At 34.2% G+C, this 21,676-nt stretch carries 28 protein-coding genes and 2 pseudogenes; 19 read left to right on the top strand and 11 right to left on the bottom strand.

Translation table 11 applies throughout. The annotated features are described in order from the left end of the window. The first annotated feature begins 54 nt into the window (after window positions 1-54). The 3 genes and pseudogenes from AAFN87_RS15175 to AAFN87_RS15185 all read left to right on the top strand — a co-directional run. Complete coding sequence (locus tag AAFN87_RS15175; RefSeq protein ID WP_347791910.1) at window positions 55-981, top strand: serine hydrolase domain-containing protein; 927 nt, start codon at window positions 55-57, stop codon at window positions 979-981. Between the two features lie 296 nt (window positions 982-1,277). After that, window positions 1,278-1,715: a replication initiation and membrane attachment family protein gene (locus tag AAFN87_RS15180; protein WP_347791911.1), complete on the top strand. Its 438-nt coding sequence runs from the start codon at window positions 1,278-1,280 to the stop codon at window positions 1,713-1,715. 8 nt (window positions 1,716-1,723) lie between these two features. Beyond that, window positions 1,724-1,933, top strand: a pseudogene (locus tag AAFN87_RS15185) (alpha/beta hydrolase family protein); the annotation flags it as partial. 150 nt (window positions 1,934-2,083) lie between these two features. Here the strand turns inward: AAFN87_RS15185 and AAFN87_RS15190 are convergent. Beyond that, window positions 2,084-2,716: a DUF2238 domain-containing protein gene (locus tag AAFN87_RS15190; RefSeq protein WP_347791912.1), complete on the bottom strand. Its 633-nt coding sequence runs from the start codon at window positions 2,714-2,716 to the stop codon at window positions 2,084-2,086. Window positions 2,717-2,821: 105 nt separating this feature from the next. Further along, window positions 2,822-3,472 carry an SIMPL domain-containing protein gene (locus AAFN87_RS15195; RefSeq protein ID WP_347791913.1) on the bottom strand — a complete coding sequence of 217 codons (651 nt, stop codon included), beginning with the start codon at window positions 3,470-3,472 and terminating at the stop codon, window positions 2,822-2,824. A 662-nt stretch (window positions 3,473-4,134) separates the two neighbouring features. Between AAFN87_RS15195 and AAFN87_RS15200 the strand changes: the two genes are divergently transcribed. From AAFN87_RS15200 to AAFN87_RS15215, 4 genes are all read left to right on the top strand, one after another. Then, window positions 4,135-4,257 (top strand): hypothetical protein, encoded by a 123-nt coding sequence (locus tag AAFN87_RS15200; RefSeq protein ID WP_347791914.1) that lies wholly within the window; start codon window positions 4,135-4,137, stop codon window positions 4,255-4,257. Window positions 4,258-4,475: 218 nt separating this feature from the next. Continuing rightward, a complete protein-coding gene (locus AAFN87_RS15205; protein ID WP_347791915.1) occupies window positions 4,476-4,898 on the top strand; it encodes a DUF4362 domain-containing protein in 423 nt (140 codons plus the stop codon). 218 nt (window positions 4,899-5,116) lie between these two features. After that, window positions 5,117-5,422: a hypothetical protein gene (locus AAFN87_RS15210; protein ID WP_347791916.1), complete on the top strand. Its 306-nt coding sequence runs from the start codon at window positions 5,117-5,119 to the stop codon at window positions 5,420-5,422. A 30-nt stretch (window positions 5,423-5,452) separates the two neighbouring features. Then, the gene (locus AAFN87_RS15215; protein WP_347791917.1) at window positions 5,453-6,010 is read left to right on the top strand and encodes a hypothetical protein; all 558 of its coding nucleotides are present in this window, start codon (window positions 5,453-5,455) and stop codon (window positions 6,008-6,010) included. A gap of 115 nt (window positions 6,011-6,125) precedes the next feature. On the opposite strand, the gene hmpA is transcribed toward AAFN87_RS15215, so the two are convergent. Further along, window positions 6,126-7,334, bottom strand: a complete 1,209-nt coding sequence (hmpA, locus tag AAFN87_RS15220) for an NO-inducible flavohemoprotein (RefSeq protein WP_347791918.1) — start codon at window positions 7,332-7,334, stop codon at window positions 6,126-6,128. A gap of 163 nt (window positions 7,335-7,497) precedes the next feature. Here hmpA and AAFN87_RS15225 point away from each other — a divergent pair, with 163 nt between their 5' ends. Next, window positions 7,498-7,929, top strand: coding sequence for a hypothetical protein (locus tag AAFN87_RS15225; RefSeq protein WP_347791919.1), 432 nt, complete (start codon window positions 7,498-7,500; stop codon window positions 7,927-7,929). 84 nt (window positions 7,930-8,013) lie between these two features. Here AAFN87_RS15225 and AAFN87_RS15230 read toward each other — a convergent pair whose 3' ends face one another. Next, window positions 8,014-9,030 carry a beta-carotene 15,15'-monooxygenase gene (locus AAFN87_RS15230; protein ID WP_347791920.1) on the bottom strand — a complete coding sequence of 339 codons (1,017 nt, stop codon included), beginning with the start codon at window positions 9,028-9,030 and terminating at the stop codon, window positions 8,014-8,016. A gap of 291 nt (window positions 9,031-9,321) precedes the next feature. Between AAFN87_RS15230 and AAFN87_RS15235 the strand changes: the two genes are divergently transcribed. From AAFN87_RS15235 to AAFN87_RS15245, 3 genes are all read left to right on the top strand, one after another. After that, window positions 9,322-10,098: a collagenase gene (locus AAFN87_RS15235; RefSeq protein WP_347791921.1), complete on the top strand. Its 777-nt coding sequence runs from the start codon at window positions 9,322-9,324 to the stop codon at window positions 10,096-10,098. Window positions 10,099-10,179: 81 nt separating this feature from the next. Beyond that, window positions 10,180-10,728, top strand: coding sequence for a histidine phosphatase family protein (locus AAFN87_RS15240; RefSeq protein ID WP_347791922.1), 549 nt, complete (start codon window positions 10,180-10,182; stop codon window positions 10,726-10,728). Window positions 10,729-10,846: 118 nt separating this feature from the next. Beyond that, a complete protein-coding gene (locus AAFN87_RS15245; RefSeq protein WP_347791923.1) occupies window positions 10,847-11,098 on the top strand; it encodes a hypothetical protein in 252 nt (83 codons plus the stop codon). A gap of 119 nt (window positions 11,099-11,217) precedes the next feature. Here the strand turns inward: AAFN87_RS15245 and AAFN87_RS15250 are convergent, their stop codons facing one another. The 3 genes from AAFN87_RS15250 to AAFN87_RS15260 form a co-directional block, all read right to left on the bottom strand. Next, window positions 11,218-11,367, bottom strand: a complete 150-nt coding sequence (locus AAFN87_RS15250) for a hypothetical protein (RefSeq protein ID WP_347791924.1) — start codon at window positions 11,365-11,367, stop codon at window positions 11,218-11,220. A gap of 121 nt (window positions 11,368-11,488) precedes the next feature. Beyond that, window positions 11,489-11,917, bottom strand: coding sequence for a hypothetical protein (locus tag AAFN87_RS15255; RefSeq protein WP_347791925.1), 429 nt, complete (start codon window positions 11,915-11,917; stop codon window positions 11,489-11,491). A 227-nt stretch (window positions 11,918-12,144) separates the two neighbouring features. Further along, window positions 12,145-12,723: a hypothetical protein gene (locus AAFN87_RS15260; RefSeq protein WP_347791926.1), complete on the bottom strand. Its 579-nt coding sequence runs from the start codon at window positions 12,721-12,723 to the stop codon at window positions 12,145-12,147. A gap of 160 nt (window positions 12,724-12,883) precedes the next feature. Here AAFN87_RS15260 and AAFN87_RS15265 point away from each other — a divergent pair. After that, window positions 12,884-13,871: pseudogene (locus tag AAFN87_RS15265) on the top strand (S66 family peptidase). 353 nt (window positions 13,872-14,224) lie between these two features. Beyond that, window positions 14,225-14,701, top strand: coding sequence for a hypothetical protein (locus tag AAFN87_RS15270; protein ID WP_347791927.1), 477 nt, complete (start codon window positions 14,225-14,227; stop codon window positions 14,699-14,701). Window positions 14,702-14,939: 238 nt separating this feature from the next. On the opposite strand, the gene AAFN87_RS15275 is transcribed toward AAFN87_RS15270, so the two are convergent. From AAFN87_RS15275 to AAFN87_RS15290, 4 genes are all read right to left on the bottom strand, one after another. Continuing rightward, window positions 14,940-15,299: a hypothetical protein gene (locus AAFN87_RS15275; RefSeq protein WP_347791928.1), complete on the bottom strand. Its 360-nt coding sequence runs from the start codon at window positions 15,297-15,299 to the stop codon at window positions 14,940-14,942. Between the two features lie 11 nt (window positions 15,300-15,310). Next, entirely contained in the window at window positions 15,311-16,279 is a 969-nt protein-coding gene (locus tag AAFN87_RS15280; protein ID WP_347791929.1) for an anti sigma factor C-terminal domain-containing protein, read from the bottom strand. Beyond that, window positions 16,257-16,772 carry an RNA polymerase sigma factor gene (locus tag AAFN87_RS15285; RefSeq protein WP_347791930.1) on the bottom strand — a complete coding sequence of 172 codons (516 nt, stop codon included), beginning with the start codon at window positions 16,770-16,772 and terminating at the stop codon, window positions 16,257-16,259. Before AAFN87_RS15285 ends, AAFN87_RS15280 begins: the two co-directional genes overlap by 23 nt. A gap of 264 nt (window positions 16,773-17,036) precedes the next feature. Further along, window positions 17,037-17,330 (bottom strand): hypothetical protein, encoded by a 294-nt coding sequence (locus tag AAFN87_RS15290; protein WP_347791931.1) that lies wholly within the window; start codon window positions 17,328-17,330, stop codon window positions 17,037-17,039. Window positions 17,331-17,408: 78 nt separating this feature from the next. On the opposite strand from AAFN87_RS15290, the gene AAFN87_RS15295 reads away from it, so the two are divergent. The 6 genes from AAFN87_RS15295 to AAFN87_RS15320 all read left to right on the top strand — a co-directional run bounded on the left by AAFN87_RS15295 (window position 17,409) and on the right by AAFN87_RS15320 (window position 21,653). After that, window positions 17,409-17,891, top strand: coding sequence for an NUDIX hydrolase (locus AAFN87_RS15295; RefSeq protein WP_347791932.1), 483 nt, complete (start codon window positions 17,409-17,411; stop codon window positions 17,889-17,891). A 244-nt stretch (window positions 17,892-18,135) separates the two neighbouring features. After that, window positions 18,136-18,399 (top strand): hypothetical protein, encoded by a 264-nt coding sequence (locus tag AAFN87_RS15300; RefSeq protein ID WP_347791933.1) that lies wholly within the window; start codon window positions 18,136-18,138, stop codon window positions 18,397-18,399. A gap of 117 nt (window positions 18,400-18,516) precedes the next feature. After that, on the top strand, window positions 18,517-18,666 hold the full coding sequence (locus tag AAFN87_RS15305; RefSeq protein WP_347791934.1) for a hypothetical protein: 150 nt from the start codon (window positions 18,517-18,519) through the stop codon (window positions 18,664-18,666). An 81-nt stretch (window positions 18,667-18,747) separates the two neighbouring features. Continuing rightward, window positions 18,748-19,212 carry a sigma-70 family RNA polymerase sigma factor gene (locus AAFN87_RS15310; RefSeq protein ID WP_347791935.1) on the top strand — a complete coding sequence of 155 codons (465 nt, stop codon included), beginning with the start codon at window positions 18,748-18,750 and terminating at the stop codon, window positions 19,210-19,212. After that, window positions 19,213-20,508 carry a DUF4179 domain-containing protein gene (locus tag AAFN87_RS15315; RefSeq protein WP_347791936.1) on the top strand — a complete coding sequence of 432 codons (1,296 nt, stop codon included), beginning with the start codon at window positions 19,213-19,215 and terminating at the stop codon, window positions 20,506-20,508. A gap of 86 nt (window positions 20,509-20,594) precedes the next feature. Further along, a complete protein-coding gene (locus AAFN87_RS15320) occupies window positions 20,595-21,653 on the top strand; it encodes a tartrate dehydrogenase (protein WP_347791937.1) in 1,059 nt (352 codons plus the stop codon). The last annotated feature ends 23 nt before the right edge of the window (window positions 21,654-21,676 follow it).

The raw sequence follows: 21,676 nt of genomic DNA on the forward strand, positions 1-21,676 counted from the left end.
AAATAAGTTATAAAAGGAGAATATTTAGTATTGTTTTTGGAAGGGGTTAGAGATATGAGTAAAATATCTTTTAATGAGTTAGAAAAGAAACTTAAAAGTATTAGAATTGAAGCATTTGTCATTTATAAAGGGAATACACGGATATTCGAATATTTAAAGAATAAAAAGGTTATAGAAAAGCCGTCAAAGGTTTATTCCATTACAAAGAGCATTGTTTCTATATTAATTGGAATTATGGTTGATAAAGGATTAATAAAAAATATTCACGAACCAATTCAAAACTATTTTCCAGAAAACTTAGAGTTTAACGATCCGCAAAAGAAAGAAATTACAATATTTCATTTGCTGACCATGACTTCGGGGTTAAAAGTTGGGAAATACCAAGGATCAAAAAATTGGGTTAAATTTATACTAGGACAACCAATTATACATAAACCTGGTTCAACTTTTCAGTATAATTCAGGAGACTCTCATTTACTCAGTGCGATAATACAAAAAGTTTCTGGAATGTCTACCGCTTCATTTGCTGAAAAATATCTATTCCGTCCATTAGGGATAAATAAATACACTTGGCAAAAGGACCCACAAGGAATTTACGAGGGTGGTTTCAGTATTTCATTAAATCTAGAGGATATGGTGAAGATTGGATTATTATTTTTAAACGAAGGGCGATTTAATTCAAATCAGGTGATTTCATCCAACTGGCTCATTCAGGCAAAAAGACCATATAAACAAACTACAATCACAAAAGAAGGAATATATGGATATGGATATCAGCTATGGACTTATGAAAATACTAATACTAACACCTCGATTGATTATTATTATGCTAATGGAATTTATGGACAATATATTTTTATTGTTCCGAAGTTAAATATTATGGCTGTGGCAAAAAGCCAGCTACGAAGTGACCAGCAATCTGCACCGCGACTTTTTTTCGAAGAGCTATTAGGTAATTGGCAGGATGCGGGAGACATATGAGCAAGCCAAACTTTGGTTCCTCCTCTTCTGATATCATACTAATTTCTTCTACTAACGGGAGCTTTAGTTTAACAAGCAAAAGTCAGAAATCGCTATCTTGATATTCCACAAACGGGCGCAATTCTTAAAGATGAATTGTGCCTATTTCAGCAATTGGGCAATTTAATTGAATAACACTTCTAAATTAAAGACGGGATTTTATGTTAATCTTGATGTGAGTTTGTGAAACAATGTACTTAAGCTAACAGGGCAGATTAGTTCAATAAGAAATAAGTTCGAAAAGGGGGGGAAATGGATTGAGTAAAGATAAAAATCGGTATAAGGGGATAAATGGAAAAGTAATACACGGCACGACTGCTGAAGAACGTTTTAAAGAAATTCACGGAATAACAATTGAGGAATGGAATGCAAAAAAAGAAGAAGAGTTTATAACTAAAACAGGAATGAGTTACGTCGAATGGTATATAAAACAAGTTAATTCTTTAACACCAATTGATTATCTTAAAAATCGCAATGATGTTGTTTCTCAGGATGACATAGAATTGGTAAAGGATTTACAAAATTTAGGGTTAAATGATGGTGTTATTATTGTATTACTGGATTATGTGAATATTGTTAGTAGAATTGGCTTTATTCACTCGTTGGTAAGAGAAATGGGTGAAAGTTGGCTCAAGAAAAACGTCATAACTATTGAAAGTGCAATAGCCTTTGTTAGGGAAGAATGGAAGAACTAGAGTCCCCAATGGTGAAACCAATGTTAGTCATTCAAGGTGCAAAAGATCCGCGTGTCGTTAGGGAAGAGTCCGATCAAATCGTGGCAAAGTTAAAAGAAAAAGGACGCGACGTTGAATACCTTGTATTGGAAGACGAAGGTCACGGTTTCTCTAAGAAAGAAAATGAAATCAAAGTATATAGCCTAATGTTAGAATTTTTGGAAAAACACCAGAGTTAATAACGGATATAAGCAACTGGAAGACATGAAAAGTCGTTCTTGGCGTGATAGTGAAACTGTCCCAAGAACGACTTTTTAGTATTTTGAGCAAAAAACTGAAAAACCTACCAGCAACTATTTTATGCAAAAACGGGTTTTAGCGATGTAACCTTATTTCGTTTGATCAGATTTCTTTCGTAACAGTTTATCATGCAGTTTTGTAAAAATAATGATTGTCAGAATGGATCCTACTAACTCTAAGAACATGTCCCATTGCGCATCCCATATATCTCCTTGCATACCTAAAAAATCTTTAGATCCTTGCCCACCTTTCGAAACTTTCGTACTTAGCCATTCGATAATTTCATACAGCGCGGCGATGGCTAGCATGATACTTATCGTAATACTAGATAGCCAAGCGCCTTTTTTCAATGGGGTAAAACTCAATAATATTTCTCTTACGACAATAGCCCCTAAGCCTTTTAGGAAATGACCTAATCGATCATAGTTATTTCTTTGTAAATCAAATTCATCTTTTATCCAATTAAAAAGAGGGACCTCAGAGTAAGTGTAATGACCACCTATAAAGGTGAGGATGGCCAATAAGGCGATAATAATATAAGAGAGAGTAGTAAACCTAAATTTTTTATATGTTGCAATCATAATTATAATAATAACAACGGCTGGACTTACTTCTGCGAGCCAATCCAAATATGATTTAGGTTTAATTATTGACCATATGAAAACAATCGTAACAATGCTCAGTAGCAATACATGTATCTTTCTTTGTTTATCGGAATTCACCTGTAGTCACTCCTTTTCACCAACAGTATAGGGTAAGAAAGAAATGCTTATACAGTACGTCCAGGTTAACTATTTTGCGGGCATTATGAATTCTATTTAATTTATTTAATATTGATATTTCACTCGGACAGTAGCATGAATAGTCATTTGCCCTTGTTCTATTGGTGTTGAAATATTTTGCTCTGCCATTGCGACCGATTTGTACAACACAGGTCCTCCCGCGTTTTCTTCTACAATTTCAATTGGTTGAGGATGCAAATTTAATTGCATAGTTTTTGCTATTGTCGCTGCTTTCATTTGTGCATTTTGAAGAGCCACACTAAGTGCTTGTTGATAATATAAATCCGCATTTTCAATTTGAAATTGAATGGCAGAAACTCGATTCGTACCATTTTCTACTGCTGTATCGATAACCGTTCCAACTTGACTAATATCTTTTATTTTTACATTAATTGCATTCGAAACTTCATATCCCTTAAATATTTGCTTACCTTCAATGTATTCATAAATCGGAGCTATATTATACGCAACTGTTTGAATATCTTCTCTTGGAATATTGAGTTCTAAAATGGATTGTATGACACGATTCATAATAATGGCATTTTCCTGCTGCGGTTTACTCACGTCTTCTCCTTTAGTAATAACTTCTAATTGCACTTGGACATAACTTGCTTTTGCATTCACCTTGCCATTACCTGTAACGGTTAGTTCTCGTGGTGATGGGAGTGGATGTGGGTTATTGTTCAAATAATACAATGAAATACCCCCTTATTATTGTTCCTACTCTAATACTATGCTTTATTTAAAAATGCTCTACAGAAATAGGATGGCGTGACATTCCGTATAATGCATATTAGTCTCATTCCACGCGTTTGTACCGCACGCATAGCCCGACGAATAAAAAAATTTTCCTATCGAAAATACGGCTACTACTTTATGAGATGCTATATATCAATAGATGCAGAAGGAAAACCTAGTATCAATCTCGCCTTGCATGAAGCGCAAAAACGAGTCGTACAAGACAGTACCACTGGCTTGTGCGTCTCGTGCGCTAGCGCGATTGCTTTGACAAATAAATTAACAGAATGCTAAATCATTGTTAAGTCGGAAAGCAAAATTGGATAAATACATTTTTTAATTGCCAAGCAGAGGAAAAGGGGATTTGCACATGCTTATTGATTAACTGAACTATGCAGAGCATTGGGTTTTAGACCAGTAAAATATGTGTTTTCACAATTTGTTCAATGAAAGCGTTTTGAATATGAACAGTGTGTGAAGTGTTTCACAAATCGCTTTCTTTTTTATATATACTGAGTAGAATAGATTTTAGTAAGGCGTTGTTATAGGACAATTAAAGAGTGTCGTTTAGTTTTCAGAAACTGTTATATTACAAAAGTGATTATAAAGGAGAATGAATTATGTGGGTCATTACTGTATTTGAGCAAAAGGATATTCGCATTTTTGAGTACACTACTAAAGGTGAAGCAACACAAGCTTTAAAACGTTTTAACAAAAACGCCGTATTAACGTACACAAAATAATCGTTGAGTAGTGAAGGGGGTGTCCGAAATTTAGGACGCCCCCTTTTCCTATTGCTTCCCTTTCATATAGTAAAAATACAGCTCAAATGTATTATGATTCATCAAACGCCCTTGGAAAAGCGTCAAGCCGAAACGGAAAATATACGCAAATTAGATTTATACCATTTTTGTAACTTTTTTACTTAGTCGCCCGTCTATATAGTAAAGGGGGCGTTCTGATGAAACGTTTATGGGCTTTAGCGGCGTGCAGTTTTATATTGGCAGCATGTTCGGAACAACTGTCGACTACAAATAATCATACATATGCGCTATTTGCCGAGGATATTATAACTAAAAATGCAAATGGCATTGATAATATTGAGCGATTTTACGCGTTTTACGATAATGTAGAAATAGAAAAGCGCGACCAAGTGAGAATTATTGAACATACAATTGAAGGTGCACCGATTTATGTTGATGTCGCTTATGCAGATGATAAAATCGCATTGACAGTCGATAGTACCGAAGATCCTTACACGGCAGAAGATTTGCTAAAGACTAGTTGTCGACAGTTAAATGCGGTAGAAGTGGGTAGTCGAACTGATTATTTACTGAACGACTGCGAAGATAATGAAAGCTACATACTATTTTCTGATTATTAATTTTAAAGATATTTATTACTTTTTTAGTCGGATAGAGAGCTAGTTACAAAATAACTCGAACACTTTTGAGGTTGTCTCAATTCCTCTGTAGTATAAATCACTAAAGTACTACAGTAAGTAAATAGCGACTGAAGGATGCCTGTTCTAAACTAAAAAATTTAATCATAAATGCATATTGTAAAATTAACAAAATAACATGTTGTGAAAGGTGATGCTAAATGTCTGATACAGTTGTTTTGTTAGTAACCACTATTTTAGAAATTATTATTTTTGGCATAATCAACTTTTATACATTCAAATTTTCTCGACATAATATTAAAAAAAGGATTTTGGCGGGTATTATTTTTCTCTTATTCACTCCGCTTATTTACTTTGGGACACTATCATTTGTCTTAATTTTCGATGAGGGCGGCTGGGGAGCTGGGATCTTAACGGTCTTTTTTACTGGATTGTACATTTTAAATGGCATTTTTGTATTATTGTCTGCTATACGATTATATTTTGTTAAACCAAGTAAAGTATAATTCCCAATATAGAGGGGGGATATAATAATAATGAATTTGAAAAAGTATGTAATATTATATATTTTTATATTATCACTAATCTTGTCAGCTTGTTCTCCAGCAGAAAACAGAGCAACTAACGAAATGGAAGGAATAGAATTGAAATTAATAATTAATAAACAAGACATATCTCCTGATGATGAAGTCGTTGCGAAAGTAATTTTAACAAATCATAATAATGCCCAAAAGGAAATCTTTGTACCAATCCCGAAAGATACAGAAGAAGGGATTACTGCTGTAATGGTTGAAAGAAAAAATCAAACGTTATGGCAATTACTAAATCCACAAAATACTCAAGATATCCCAAATATAAAAGAACGATCATTCTATGATTATGTTCTCGTGCAATTAGGTGCAAATGAAACAATTGAACAAGAGTTTCGTTGGAATAAAGAATTATTGAACCAAGAAAGTAGAGAAATTGTGGCAGCTAATAGCGGAGAATATATTTTAAGCGCATTTATACTATTGGACGAACTAAATAATCAAAAAGATTATTATGAACCTGAAAAACAATTGATTTCAATACTAGGCTTTACAGTAAAATAACTGCTATTTTATTTTTATTGTGCTAATGGCTGCTTTAGTTTGGTAAATCCCATTGTATAAAGACAAAAACCCCCCAAAAAAACTAGCCCATACTTTACGCTGGGCTAGTCCATTCTTACTTAGTATTCAACTGCATTGCAGGGCCGAAGAATTCAAAATGAATTTGGCTGTCTGGAATATTGCATTCATGTAAAGCGTTAATCGCTGCTTCCATAAATGCTATTGGTCCGCAAATGTACACTTGCGTATCTGTTGTTAAGATAGGGCGCAACACGTTAGAGCTGATATACTCGTTGTTGTCAGAGTATAGCACTTTGTGATGCGGATTGCTGTCTTTTTTGAACGAACTGAATAGCTTACGTAAACCAGTTGGACCATTTAGTGAGTTCATTTTATTTTGGATTGCTTCGTGGAAAGCAAGGACATTTTCGTTACGTGCACATTGAATGAATGTCACGTTTTCTTTGTTTTCAATTGTTTGGAACATCGCATTTAACGGTGTTACACCAATACCACCACTAATGAATAATACAGGTGCGTTTGTTGGTTCGTATGTGAATACACCAGCTGGAGCACTTACGTCAATAACAGTGCCTTCTTTAGCATCGTGTAAAAAGTTTGATACTTTACCTTTTGGATTATTCTCGCTTTCACGTTTTACAGAAATGCGGAATTCCTGTGCATTACTTGGCTGAGATAATGTATATTGACGATTTAACATATACTCTTCACCAGGTGCTGTTACACGGATCGATACGTATTGACCTGGTTTATATGCAGGTACTTTTGAGCCGTCTACTGGTGTTAAGTAGAATGATGTTACATCCGCACTTTCTTGTACTTTGCGAGCAACTTTAAATTGCTTAAATGCACGCCAGCCACCGTTTTGCTCAGCCGCTTTATATAAATCCTCTTCCACTGAAATGAAGATGTCTGCGATTACTCCATATGCTTTCGCCCATGCATCAATGATTTCGTCTGTTGCAGCATCACCTAAAACTTCTTTAATAGCGCCAAGTAAATATTGACCTACAATTGGGTAATGCTCTGGTAAAACGCCAAGACTCACGTGTTTGTGTGCAATTTGTACGACTACCGGTACGATTGGCTCTAAGTTGTCGATATGCTTAGCTGCCGCATAAACTGTGTTCGCTAAAGCAGTTTGTTGACGACCTTTTGATTGGTTTGTATGGTTAAAAATATTTAATAATGATGGATTATCTCTAAATAAATTACTATAAAAAGTTTTTGTAATGGCTACTCCGTGTACTTCTAAAACTGGTACTGTTGATTTAATAACGTTGATTGTATGTTGATCTAACATGTTGAACACGTCCTTTCGTGATAAATATATGCCTAATCATCAATTAAAGCAATATGTAAAATACATCTTTAACAAAATGGACACAAACATGTATATGTAATACTTCTTTAATTGAAAATCAATTTACAATCCTTGTACACCGAATATTAGGAGGGATTAGAATATGAAAAAAAACATCCTATATATAATTATTACCGCATTGCTATTTTTTTCGGGTGGATTTTTAATCGGCAAAATGACATCTGAAACAATAACGAGGGAAATTAAAATAGGCGTTGAAAACGGTGAGAATAGTGGGCAAGTCGACTATAAAAAGATTATTACAGATGCACAAAATCAAGTAATTATAGATAATATAATGATGATTTATTTGCAGAGTATTCCTACTGAAAATACTGAGATTAATATGAACCGTCCTGATTTATTTATTGAAATGAGTAGTCCAAAGCAATCGACTGGATTAATTGATTCGAAAGTATGGTTTACCGATGAAGGCGCAATAATTGGTAATCGTGCTAGTGAGAGTTGGGAAAACGTTGAATATAGAAGTATAAATCAGGCGGCTGCTGATTATATAAAAAATCTAATTGAATAAGAGATCGATGATGTAATAAGACCGCTAATTCAAACTAGAATTAGCGGTCTATTACAACGAATTAAACTAAGAGCAGCTCCGTTCTTATGAAATTGCTTGGATAAAGGCTGTTGGTTCATCGACTAAAATGGCAACTTCCGAATATTGTTTTTCCATTCCGAATGGATGAAAAACCGTAATCGGTGTTTTCATTTTTAATAGCATACTCGGTTTCGGTGTTTCAAAATCCTTCGCTATAAATTGTGCTGTATGCTTTGATAGCTTTTGTTGTAAAACATTTTGGTCAACAATAATTTCAGCAATTTGATCGAGCTGAATTTCAGTTCGTTTCATTAATCCCATAGATAGGAAAAGCGTGCCGTTCTGAATTTTTGCTGGGTTTAAACGTACTGCTTGAATATCAGCTATGAAGAAAAGAACTGAGTAAATATTCAGGACTAGTAGAACTAATGATACGATTGGATATTTGCTATGCAACCACCAATGTATACCAAGAGTTTCAATAACAATTGCGTGAATCATCATTATTTGAAATGCCACATAGCTCGTTTTTGTATGCAAAGTAAAGCCTTTTGGTGCCGTTTTTCGCCAGCTAAATAGCCCGTAGTAAAACATTAATAACTCTGAACATAACACATGGATAATCGGATTTTTCTGTACATGCGTATCGACAGCTTGTGGGAATGCAAAGAGCAGCGGTGCATTACTGACACGAACAGCTTGAATGATTTTTGGCATATACCGAATAAATGAAAAAATAAGGATTAATTCAAAACCAACAATACATAGTTCAACTGCAATACCAATCCATGTAAAAGCAATATAAGGTTCTAAAAGTTGTTGTGGAATTATGAATCGGGCAAGTATACAACCAATTGCACTTAGCCCTATCAACCATTTAATGTTATATTTCTTTTTCGCAATTATGAAAACGATTGGTGCAACAATGATTAAATCAATTAACGAGCCGAGTACAACTCCATTAGTTTCTGCAGGTAGAATGCTGCGTCCAAACGTTGTATTATAAATGGCAAAATTGCTTGAAAGTATTAACGTGAATAATAACAGCCACAAAGTTTCCTTACGTTTACTTATAGTCATAGAAATCTCCTCACAATCTGTTTTTTCTATTTCTTTTATTATACTCCTCGTAATACAATTTTTTACTGTATAATTGTTGGGATAATGTGTCAAATTTGGGTGGTCTTTTTATGAAAAGTAAAAGGGTTATGCTATAACTAGTTGTCCGAATTATTATATTCGAGTCAATTTCATCAATATACTTCCACAAGGGTTTTGAGGCACAAAAAGGAGTGTCTCCCCAAGCAGAACGAAAATATTTGTGTGAGAGTTAATTATTAAATTGATTAACTTACTAGAAGGAGTTTACAAATGAAAATTAACAGAAGAGTTTTTCTCGCAAGTGTTAGTATTACTTTTCTTATTGGTAGTGTTTTCATGTTGAAAAACTCCGCTTCAATAGAGAAGATTTTAGCAAATAATGCGTATACGATTGTTGATCATACTAAAATATTTAATTTAACAAATACAGATTTATATGAATTTCTTCTGGAAGAGATAAATACATTAGATACCCAATTATATAATTTACTCGGTTCTGTAACAAAAGCTGAATTAAATATAATCATATTTAAGGATATAAAAGATTTAAGAAAACACACAAATCTAGAAAATATCGGTGCATTCTTCGATCCTAAATCAAATACAATTGCATTATCCTTAACAGAAGATTTTTTTCCTGAATTTAATAAGGGAAATTTCATTAGATATTTACGGCATGAATATACCCATTATTACTTAACAAGTTATATAAAATATAATAGTTTATCATCAGTTCCTAAATGGTTTGATGAGGGGATAGCGGATTATGTAGCAATTACTATGGAGGGGGGATCACCAATAGTCCCGACAGAGAAAATAATAGATTTTACTGTTTTAAATACAAGAAGAGAATGGGCAAAGTATAGAAAAAAATCTTCACAATTATATATCCAATCACATTTCGCTATTAATTATATAATTCAGCAAAGCGGCCAGACTGTAGTGAAAAAAATTATAGATGAAAGTAACCAAATAGGATTTCCAGATTCGTTTTATAAAAATACTAATATTGAATTAAGTGAGTTACATAACAAAATGTGGTTTTAAAACAAAGTCTGATCATTTATAAAAGAGATTGAATCAAGTAAAAAAACGATATTTCGATACTTTGGAAAGAGGTGGGTTCTGTTGACGATTGTATATTTTATAAGACATGCGCATTCTACATACTCCCCAGATGAATTAAATCGGCCGTTATCAGAGCAAGGCTGGCAAGATACGAAAAGAGTGACAGAATTAATGAAATCTGAGGAAGTGGATATCGTATTTTCGAGTCCTTATAAGCGAGCAATCCAAACGGTAGAAGGAATAGCAACGCACTTTAATAAGAAAATTTTTCTACATGATAATTTAAAAGAGCGTATTTTAAGTGCTGTACCAGTTGAGAATTTCAATGATGCAATATTAAAAGTTTGGGAAAATCCCAATTTCTCTTTTGAAGGCGGGGAGTCGAATGTTACTGCTCAAAAAAGAGCGGTCCAAGTACTTCAACAAATACTTTCTGACCATAAAGATGAAAATATCGTCATCGGTACACATGGCAATATTTTTGTATTAATGATGAATTATTATGATACAAAATATAACATTGCTTTTTGGCAGCAACTAAAAATGCCGGATATTTATAAATGTACTTTTGAAGAAAATCAGCTCGTACAAGTTGAAAGGCTTTGGTGAAATAACTAGAACACTTTTTGAAAAGTTAAATGTTGTGTATCTTTGTAAATTTTAAATATTATTTAGCGATAAAAAAGTTCTATGGCGTGTTTATTAAATCTATAATTAACATGGGAGAGTGATTATCGTTTTTAAACTTTGTGAAGTGAAAATTTGGGATAAACAATTAAAGTGTGATGTTTGTGAAAACGGACAATGGTATTTTCAAACAATGAAAATTGAAATAGAAGATTATCCAATTCAAGAGCAAGTAAGGTATTTATTTGAATGTAAAACTTGTGGTAACTGTAAAATTTTTGCGATGGTAGCAAGTGAAGATGATATGGATGACCTAAATATTAAATGCAATTTTATTGATGAAGAATATTAAACCGATTTATGTAAGTCTTTAAGGACGAACCCATTTGAGGAATGGAATGTGAAGATACTTCAGTTATTGAAGTATCTTCTTAATAATTTCTTAATTCTAAGCCGATGTACTTTATATCATTAACTGACTTTAGAATGTCGTGTAAGATACTCTAGCTTTTGAGCGATATAAATTAAAACCATTGCACTAATTCCTTCCCACATACCACCGAAAAATAAGCCTACAATTCCACCAAAGCTTATATACCTTGCTAAATATTTATCTACCAAATTATAGCCCCCTCATTTTATAATTTTATTTAAAGTTGAAGTGCCCTATGCCCAAGCTAATGTTGTGAAACCATAGTTACAAGCGATTGATAGAAGTGGTGGGAATTAAATAACTATAAAACTAATCTTTTTTAACTGTATATCTAACTTGTTTAAAGGTTACTATGTCTCCATTTTCAGTATCATCTTTAGTTTGTATAAGTTGAACTTTTGGCTTGTAGTCAGTCAAATGAGCATCTTTGATACCCTTAATGTTAAGTTTGTAGGATTTATCATTTTTTATTTTTTGTTCAAATACTTTTTTATTGGCAATAAAAATAAAGGTCATTTTATTTTCATCAATTCCCTCAGTTATAAATTCTAATTGATTATCTTTTGTTGTAATTGTTGGTGTTAATAATTCAATACTTCCGTTTCCAGTTTCTTGTTGAGTAGCAATTTCATAATAAGCTTTATCACTTGAATCTAAAGAATTTTCTATTATATCGGAACATCCGTATAACGTGATACCCGAAAATAGAATAAAACTTAATCCAATTATCTTTTTCATAAGAACATCCCTCCAAAAAAAACTCGATTTCGACAGTCGTCAGCAGGGGAATGAATGGTCATTCCCAACACGTTAACGCAGAACATAATTAGATGTAAACTAATTAAAATTATACCATAATATGGTTTTTGTTGTTGTTTTGGGATTTTTAGATAATGTCACATTGCCACTATAAAAAATTTTAGTTGTTCCCCAAAATGAGTAATAGGGTGTTCATTGAAATTGAATTATTGTTTTTGCTGATTATTTATATATTCCAACAATTCATTGAAATTTGGGTCAGGAGATTTTAATCGCACCATCAAAATTCGTTTATTATCATATTTAGCTGTCAATAAATGATCGGCTTTTTCTGAGTAAATAAAACCTATGTTGTTTGGATCGTATTTATCCTCTTGTTTAGTAAATTCTTCGTATTTAAATCCATCATAAGAATTATATATTTTGTCAAAATCAGATTGTTGGATATTATCTATATAAATGCCTCTAACTACTTCGTCTTTATTAAATAAGATTATTACACTCCCATTATTATATTGAATTGCTGAATCTGTAGCTTCAGATGTTGATAACTCGAGATTCATAACGTCCTCATAATTACTTCCTAAGTGTTCGATAACTTTGGCCTTCGAGTCATCTAATGTTATACCGTATAGATAAAACTTTTCGTTTTCAACTGTGAATGAATCTGAATCAAAACTCATAATGTCACTATCGGTATTGCTTTTATCATCTTCTTGGCAGCCCGCAAGAAAAATAACGCTTAATAGTAGCAATAACCCAAATCTCTTCAAAATATTATTCATATTTCAAAATCACTCCTTCTAAAAATGATGTTTGCATCTTGTAATTAATATGACTAATACAAGTATATTCACGAAATTTTGAATACCCGTAGTGAGCACTTTGTATTTGTGCTATTATAACTTAATTACAATATTTTTACATGTAAAGGGAGTGTTGAAGTTGATCCGTTATCCTTATTTAAAACAGAAAGCGGTTATTGGCGTAACTGCACCTTCTTCAGGCGTTGAAGAAGTATTCCATCCACTGCTTAATACTGCATGTACGAGAATGTCAGAGAAAGGGTATGTAACAGTTATCGGTGAATCGTCTTGGATGCAACATAAAGCGAAGTCTGCTCCAGCACAAGTCCGCGCTAAAGAATGGAATGACATGATTGCAAGTGATGAAATTGATTGCATTATTCCTCCGTGGGGCGGAGAGCTATTAATTGAAATGTTGCAGTTTGTTAATTTCGATGCTATGCGAGAAAAATGGATACTTGGCTATTCAGATATGAGTACAATGCTTCTAGCTACAACATTAACAACTGGAATAGCAACTGCTCATGGTACGAATTTAATTGATTTACGTGGCGACTATTCTGATTCGCGTAAAAAAAGGAGAGCAAATTGTTCAGAAATCGTCAGAGAAATTTCAAAGTCAATGGAAGCATGATACACCATCTCCATGTGTTTTTCATTTAATAGAGCCGACGATTTGGAAAACAGTATCCGGTCAAGCTGAAAACGTATCTGGCCGATTACTAGGTGGGTGTGTTGATGTCATAAGGCATTTAATTGGAACACCTTATGGAAATGTGGCGCAATTTCAGCAGGAAATCATTAAGAATGAGCCAATCCTTTGGTACTTTGAAAATTGTGAGCTATCAGTGACGGAATTACGCAGAAGCTTAGTGCAAATGCAATATGCGGGATGGTTCACAAATTGTAGTGCTATTATGTTTGGCAGGAGTGCTGCAAATCAGGCAGTAGATGGCTATACGGCTGAGGATGTTTATGGCGAGTTAGCACAGGCATTAAACATACCCATTATTTACGATATTGACTGTGGACATATGCCACCACAATTGACTTTTATTAATGGTGCATTTGCTGAAGTTGTCGTTAAGGATTGTAAGGGGACTATTACGCAATATTTTAAACTATAGTGAAAAAACCCGAGCAGCGATAATACTGCTCGGGTTTACTTGTGAGGTGCAAACAGTGAAATCTCATATAATATTTTTTACTAAAACGCAAAAGTAATCACTATTAAATTCATAATCACAGAAAAAAGGACCGACTTAACAAAGTAGGTCCTTTTTATCCTCCAATAAACATAAGTGCCTCTGATACAATACAAGAAACTAGCGCCAACATAATGACTGAATATCCATTCACAACAGACTTCTTTAAGCATATTAAAATTAATTAAGAAGGATTCCTTTGTTCCCAATTTTATTATTAGCAGTAAGTAAAACGTGGTAAAATAATAGTACATCTAAGAATGGAGAAAATACATATGAAAAAATCACTTATTTTATTATCAGCACTTTGTTTGTTTGGTTGCAGCGATAGGGAGTCAGACGATGTTGCAAAACAGGTTAACTACCATTTTTCAGCAGAACCTAAAGCCTGTGCATATGTTTTCTATGAAGTAGAGGGAGCGCCAGCACTAGAGCTAGAAGACCGTAATCTGAATTTCCGTTTCGACGACCAAAACATCATCACAACAAGTTCTCCGCTTGATTTTGGATGGGAATCAAAAGAATCGGCTGGAATTAAAACTTATAATTATTACAATAGTGAAGGTACAAAAATAGCAGAAGAAGAAATCCCGACAAGCGTTACAGGCGCTGTTACAGTCGATGATGTAGAACATGATTTTACGGAAATACATTTTAATGATAAAGAAGAATGTTTCTCTGATGATTCAGCAGAAAATAATAAAATATTTTCAGAATTAATAGAAAAAATATATAAAAAAATTAATAAGTAGGTTGTTATTTTTATTCGATTATTCCCTTTTATGAGTGTAAGGCGCAAACGTCATTACATAACGGATGAAAGGGAAGAATTTTTATTTTCTTTTCCAAGGGATTTATCGAATGCTTGAAGTTATTTTTCCAATTTCGTAAGTTATTTATTATTTCTAGGCCATTATTTATCTAATCCGAAAAAGTATTTATCTCAACAAAAAATAAGACACATTCACACGTAGCAAATGTGTCTATTCCCTATGCTTTTTCTATAAAGTAATACCGATATGACGCAACTACAGTAATAAATAGAATAATATATGCGGCTGGAAATGTAATCAAATAGCGAGTCCATTTTGTCACAGACATTGGTTTTGTAAACTCAATCAACGTGGCAAAACATGGGACCAACAGTATTAATAAAAATAGTGTTAAATAGCTAATAATTTGCGTGGCAGCTTGCTTTTGTGTCAATTGAATCAACACCACCCCTGCAAGATGTAGCCCTAAAACAAGCGCCGCAATAATTAAGAATTTGTTTGGGAATTCATTAAATCGTAAGCCGAAAGTTCCGAAAATAGCTAGCCCGGTAAGCAAAAAAGAAACCATGATTCGCATAATAACGCCCCTTAGTATGGTACGACAACGCCGATTCGTACTGTGCGTACATCGTTTTGCTGTAAATAAGGTAGAATATCTGCTTGTTTCCCTGTTAATACAACTCCAGCAACCTTCCAATCTTCAACAGAAATGTCGCCAATAGTTTGTCGCATAATCTCTGCTTCATAGCCTTTTATGAAATTTGCTTGATCTTTGTAAATTTGCGCGGATTCGTATGGATTATTAGTAATAAAATCATTACGGATAATAGGGAGCCCATACGCGTTAAACTCATAAATCTCGCTGTAATCTGTTTCTAAAAAGGGTGGGAAATTATTACCAGACTCTTTTTTCATTTCTTCATCGCGTTTTTTTTCTTCGGCTATATTGTTACGCAAGCCGTTTTGAATGATCCAAGCCCATTGCGCGGTAGGGAAGTGTTCCCACATTTCTTCCAAAGATAATTCTTCCTTAAACGATACGGCCACTTCAATATTATAATAATCCGGTAACGCTTTAATATAATCTAAATCATTTTTACTCGTTTCTTCTTCCGGAATATGGAAAGACATTAATTGTTGATTATTTTGATACATTTGATTATTTACACCGAATGCATTGCCCGTTTGCATTATTGTTTTCGTTCCTAAAATCGTATAAAAGTGTTTCGATGTATTCCAATCAATTAGGTGGGGTCCGACTTGCTTATAAAATGATGTCGTTGTTGTGCCAGCTACGAAAAAATGGTCATAGCTCGTTCCAAGTGTTTCAACATTTGCTCCTAAAAAGTAGTTAGATTCATAGGACTCTTCAATTTGTGCTTCCATTCTTTCATACATAAAATAGATACTAATATAGAGTAAAGCCCATAAAAGAAAAAGGGTGATAGCCGTTACGATTACTGAAACGACAATTGTTCGTTTTAATGATTTTCGTTTTGCAGATTTTACTAAGCTTGAAAACTGCTCATCCTGTTCAAAAATCGATTTTTCCTCCATTTTGCGCCTCCTTTAATAATTGTTTTAATTTCTCTTTTGCACGTGCTAGCTGCGTTTTCACTGTTTTATCCGTTGTGCCCGTTAACTTTGCGATGTCCTTTAAAGACAAATCGGCGCTATATTTCAGTATAAGTAGCCTCGCTTCTTTTTCAGACATGCGCCTAAGTTGCTTCACAATGTCATGCTGTAGCTCTTGCTGCAGCATAATTTTCTCGGGTGTATCGCAATCAAGTAAATCGTCTAAGCGAAACGTAATTAAATAGGCTTGCTGAGATTTTTCTTTTTTTAACGAGTCATAGTATTTATGTATTGCTACTTTATATAGCCAAGCGCTCGCATCGTTAGGAGTAATGCCGTCGATATATTGAATAAACTGGATCGCAGTTTCTTGTACTATATCTTCCGCATCTTCTTTTCGAGCACCCATTTTCAACAACGTTTTATAAACAGCGAGTAGCTTTACTTGTAATTGCTTGCTAATTTGTTCATTCATACCAACCCTCCTACATGTATAACGATTGACTGCTGAAAAGGTAAACAGATTTTACAATTTTTGTTTTCGGTAATCGACGATGAAATTTCCAAATGACCTTAGGAGATCCGTTTTACAAGTTAATGGACAAGAAGTAGAGGAATTGAGTGAGGTGAAATTATGTAGAAATTGAGGTTACAGGAAGGGTAGGGGGAGCGCTGATGAATATAGTTACTACTTCACTAACTAACAGTGGCAATAATAATATTACCACTGTTAGAAACCTTAGTTTTTCAATGTAGTTGCTAAAGTAAGCTCACTCATTTGGAAAAATGTATCTAATTTTTTTATGAGAGCTTCTTGAATTTCCAGTTCTTGCTCCGCAGAAATCGCTTCAGGATAAGCAAAAGTAATGCCAAGTTTCCCTTCATCTGGCGGGTTTAGCATAACGCCTTTGCCTATGAGTAAGGCATTGGTCATCGCCGCTAAATTTAAAATCGCATTTTGGATAATTTTTTCTTCACGCTCAGTTAATGTGTTTTTACTTTCTCCATCTACTTCAAATTTGAAATATGACATTTATTTACACCCCCTTTAAAATTATATCAACATTTTTTCCGAATTTATAGTAAATTTATAGGTGGAGGGAATCGTATAATGTACAATCAAACACTATGTTTTATAAAACGCTCAGAAGAACTACTTATGTTAAATCGTGAAAAAACCCCGAACTTAGGTATGTGGAATGGTGTCGGAGGGAAGACGGAACATGGGGAGACGGCTATTCAATGCGCTATCCGTGAAATTATGGAAGAAACGGGTATTCAAGTTCTTACTTCAAACACGCAAAACAAAGGTGCAGTCACATGGATAGAAGAGCATCAAACTACAGGGATGGATTTGTTTTTAATAGAAGTAGCACAAAACTTTACATATGAAACACCACAAAAAACGGCTGAAGGTATATTAGACTGGAAAAAAATCGATTGGCTAATGCACCCTCGGAACCGCGGAGTGAGTGAAATGCTGCAACAATTTTTACCTATAGCGCTACATGAAACATCACCAGTTGAACATGTTTATACTTATGAAAAAGGTGAATTAGTGCGATATGAGAAGAGAGAGATGGTACTATTTTAAGGTTTTGTAAAGCGAGCTAAGTACTGATGAACTGTTCTTAGCTTGTCTCTTATTGATTTATATAAATTTAAAAATGTTTACTGGAATCTATGTGATTTTTGCTATTATCACTTTTTTGCTAATTAGAATATTAAATACATATTTAAGTAAAGGGTAGGTTTATAATGGTGGTTAATTTGAACTGTTATACTATAAAATGGGTGTTAATATCCAATTTGATATAAAATATAAGTGAGGTGGTGTAGTGAAAAAATTAGTAGGTTTATTGATTTTACTGTTAATTTCGGGTTGTTCAGAGCGAGCGAATATTATTTTTCCAGTAGAACCATCATCGCCAGAATATAAATTAATTAGTGCATTAACTGAGGAATCTATTTTTATTAAATACGAAACAAAAGAATATCGCTACGGTCAACGTGCTGAAAATCCTGTTTTTAGCATTGGTGGCGTGGCAGCTGGTGAAGGATATATAGCAATTACAATGTTTAGTAATGATGATACACATTAAAATAAGCACATCAAAGGAATTATTACTTCTGAATCTGGTTCTGTTACAGGTAGTGGCGAATTATTAAATGGTGCTCAACTTTCTATGTGGGGCCCTCAATTTTCTGGGGAAATGACAATGACAGAAGAAGAAATGGTTATTGCTTCATTTGTGTACGGCAATACGCATAGTATGTCGACAAGTATAGGTGAACGCCGTGCAGATTTTATCGAGGATTTTTCCGATTTTGAGCTTGTTCATTTAGTAGTAGCTAAGTTTTCCAAATAAAGTTCGCAGCTGCGGACTTTTTTTATTTTAATTGAACGATTTCCTGTTATACACAGTCTAATAAATGAGGAGGTGCTTTTTATGGATGAACAGGAAATATTGCAACTACTTAAACAGAATGAAGAACGTTTGTATAGAATTGCCTATTCGTATTTGCGCAATGAACAAGATGCACTAGATGCTTACCAAGAGCTAACGTACCGTGTCTTAAAAAATCTACATAAATTAAGGGAGCCTGATTATATCGGTACATGGCTTGTGAGGGTATTGATTAATATTTGCTTAGATATGAAAAAGAAGCAAAGAAATATAGTTGTGTCTGACAACTTAACCGAGCAAGCGACAGTTGATAACCACACATTTGAAATGAGTGATGTGATTGCGCAGCTTCCAATTGAAGAACAAGAGCTCATTTACTTAAAATATTTTCAGGATCTTAAAAATAAAGATATTGCGCTACGTCAAAATATTCCAGAAGGTACTGTGAAATCTAGGCTCCATGCGACTTTGAAGAGGCTTCGTATTTTATTAAAGGGGGATATGTAAATGGATGAGAAACTACAGCAGTTAGAGCAAGAGCTTTCGAAAATAGCTGTGCCAAAAGAGCAGCTTGAACAAGCACATTCGCATGCTGTTCAAAAATATCGTATACAGCGACGTCGAAGAAAAAAAGTCGTTCAAGTCGTAATGATTGCTGCATTATTTTCACTCATATTTACAGTAAGCGTGCGGTTGTCTCCAGCCTTTGCACAAACGATCGCAAAAATTCCGGGGTTTGCACCACTCGTTGAAATGATTGCGTTCGACAAAGGAATGGAAGACATTATTCAGAATGACTATGCAGAGGAAATAGGAATTACGCAAAATGTAAATAATCTAACTATTACTATATTAAGTGCAGTAGCAGATGAAAGTGGGTTATTGCTTACTTATCGTTTAGAAGCACCTTTTGATGTATCAACAATTCGTTTCGAGGAGATTCAGTTACAACAACTAGGGGAAACTTTACCTGCATCTATTGCCTATTCGGATTCTCCTAGTAATGAAAATGTAATAGAAGGAAATTTTGATTTTATTTTTTTAGAGGATGCTACTTTAAATGGTGATGAATTTGAGTTGTTTATACAGCTAAATGACGCAGATCAAACAGAATTTACAATACCATTTAAGTTATCAAAACCATTAGCAAAAAGTAAACATTATACGTTGAATGAACAAGTGGAAGTTGATGGACAGCTAATAATTGTTAATCAAGTAACGATTTCTCCTTTAAGAGCTGAAATTGAATTTACTATACCTGAAACAAATTCAATGCGTATTTTAGATTTTAATACGGTGAAATTAATCGATGAAAAAGGAGAGGAATGGGGTAGAGGTAGAAGTGGCATAAGTGCTTTAGGATCATTACGTGATAATCATTATACAATGTTTATTGAAAGCAATTATTTCCGAGAACCAAAGTCTCTAACTCTAATTATTGATAAAATTGAAGCACTTGAAAAAGGGAAGGATTTTATTGAAGTAGATTTTGAAAAAAGGAAAGTGCTGTCTGTACCGAAAGAGCTTGATGTCCAGTTAGAAATTTGGACAGATTATACAATAAGTGCGACTTATAATGTAGCCCAAGAGAACCACGTTAAAGATTTATTCACCTATTTAATTGATGCTAATGGGGAAGAGGTATCGAGATCGACTTCTACAAATAAATCCAGCGAGGAAAGTTATCAAGTGAGCGGAAGCTATACATTTGAAAAAGGCTTTGTAAACCCAGTAAAATTGTATATTGCAAACTATCCACAATTTTTAGATGGTCATATTGAAGTGAAGATACCTCTTAATTAATGGAAATTATTGTTCCATTTCCGAAATAGTAAGTTATAGTTAAAATAGCGGGAATTTTCTCGCTATTTTTTAGGGGGGTATAGATAATGCATACATATAAAATTGCTGTTATTCCTGGAGATGGTATTGGAAAAGAAGTTGTACCTGCTGCGATTGAGGTACTTAATGCAGTGGCGGAAAAATATGGTACATTCCAATTTGATTGGACGTATTTTCCGTGGGGCTGCGATTATTATTTAGAACACGGTGAAATGATGCCTAAGGACGGTATTGAAACTTTAAAGCAGTTTGATCACATTTTTTTAGGGGCAGTGGGCATGCCAGATTTAGTCCCTGATCACGTTTCGTTATGGGGGCTACTCATAAAAATTCGCCGGGAAATGAAGCAATCCATTAACGTGCGTCCTGCTAAATTATTAAAAGGACTTGAGTCACCGTTAAAGCATCCAAATAACTTTGACATAACAGTTGTTCGGGAAAATTCAGAAGGGGAATATTCTGAAAGCGGTGGGCGCATGCACCATGGAGATGATGAAATTGCGATTCAAAATGCGGTCTTTACACGTAAAGCGACAGAACGTGCGATGCGTTATGCATTTGAACTCGCAAAAAAGTCGCGCGGACATGTTACAAGTGCTACAAAATCAAATGGCCTTACATATTCCATGCCATTTTGGGATGAAGTATTTGCTGAAGTGAAACAAGATTATCCTGAAATTGCTACTGCTGTTAATCATATTGATGCACTTGCTGCCTTTTTTGTCATGAAACCAGAAGCATTTGATGTGATTGTAGCATCCAATTTATTTGGGGATATCTTAACGGACTTAGGTGGCGCCATTATGGGAAGTATCGGTATTGCACCAGCAGCTAATTTGAATATTGAACGTGAATTTCCTTCAATGTTTGAGCCAGTACACGGTTCTGCACCAGATATTGCAGGACTTGGCGTAGCAAATCCGATTGGACAAATTTGGACAGGCAAAATGATGCTTGATTTCTTAGGTTACACGGATGCAGGGCAGCTTGTGTTGGATGCTATTGAATCGACATTAGAAGCGGGTGTGAAAACACGAGATATTGGTGGCTCATCGAATTTAGAAGATGTGAAGAATAGTATTTTGACTTATATAGAGGAAGCTTGAAAAGGGAAGAGCTACTGAAATTA

It is taken from the genome of Solibacillus sp. CAU 1738, from assembly GCF_039888725.1.
Lineage (GTDB): Bacteria > Bacillota > Bacilli > Bacillales_A > Planococcaceae > Metasolibacillus.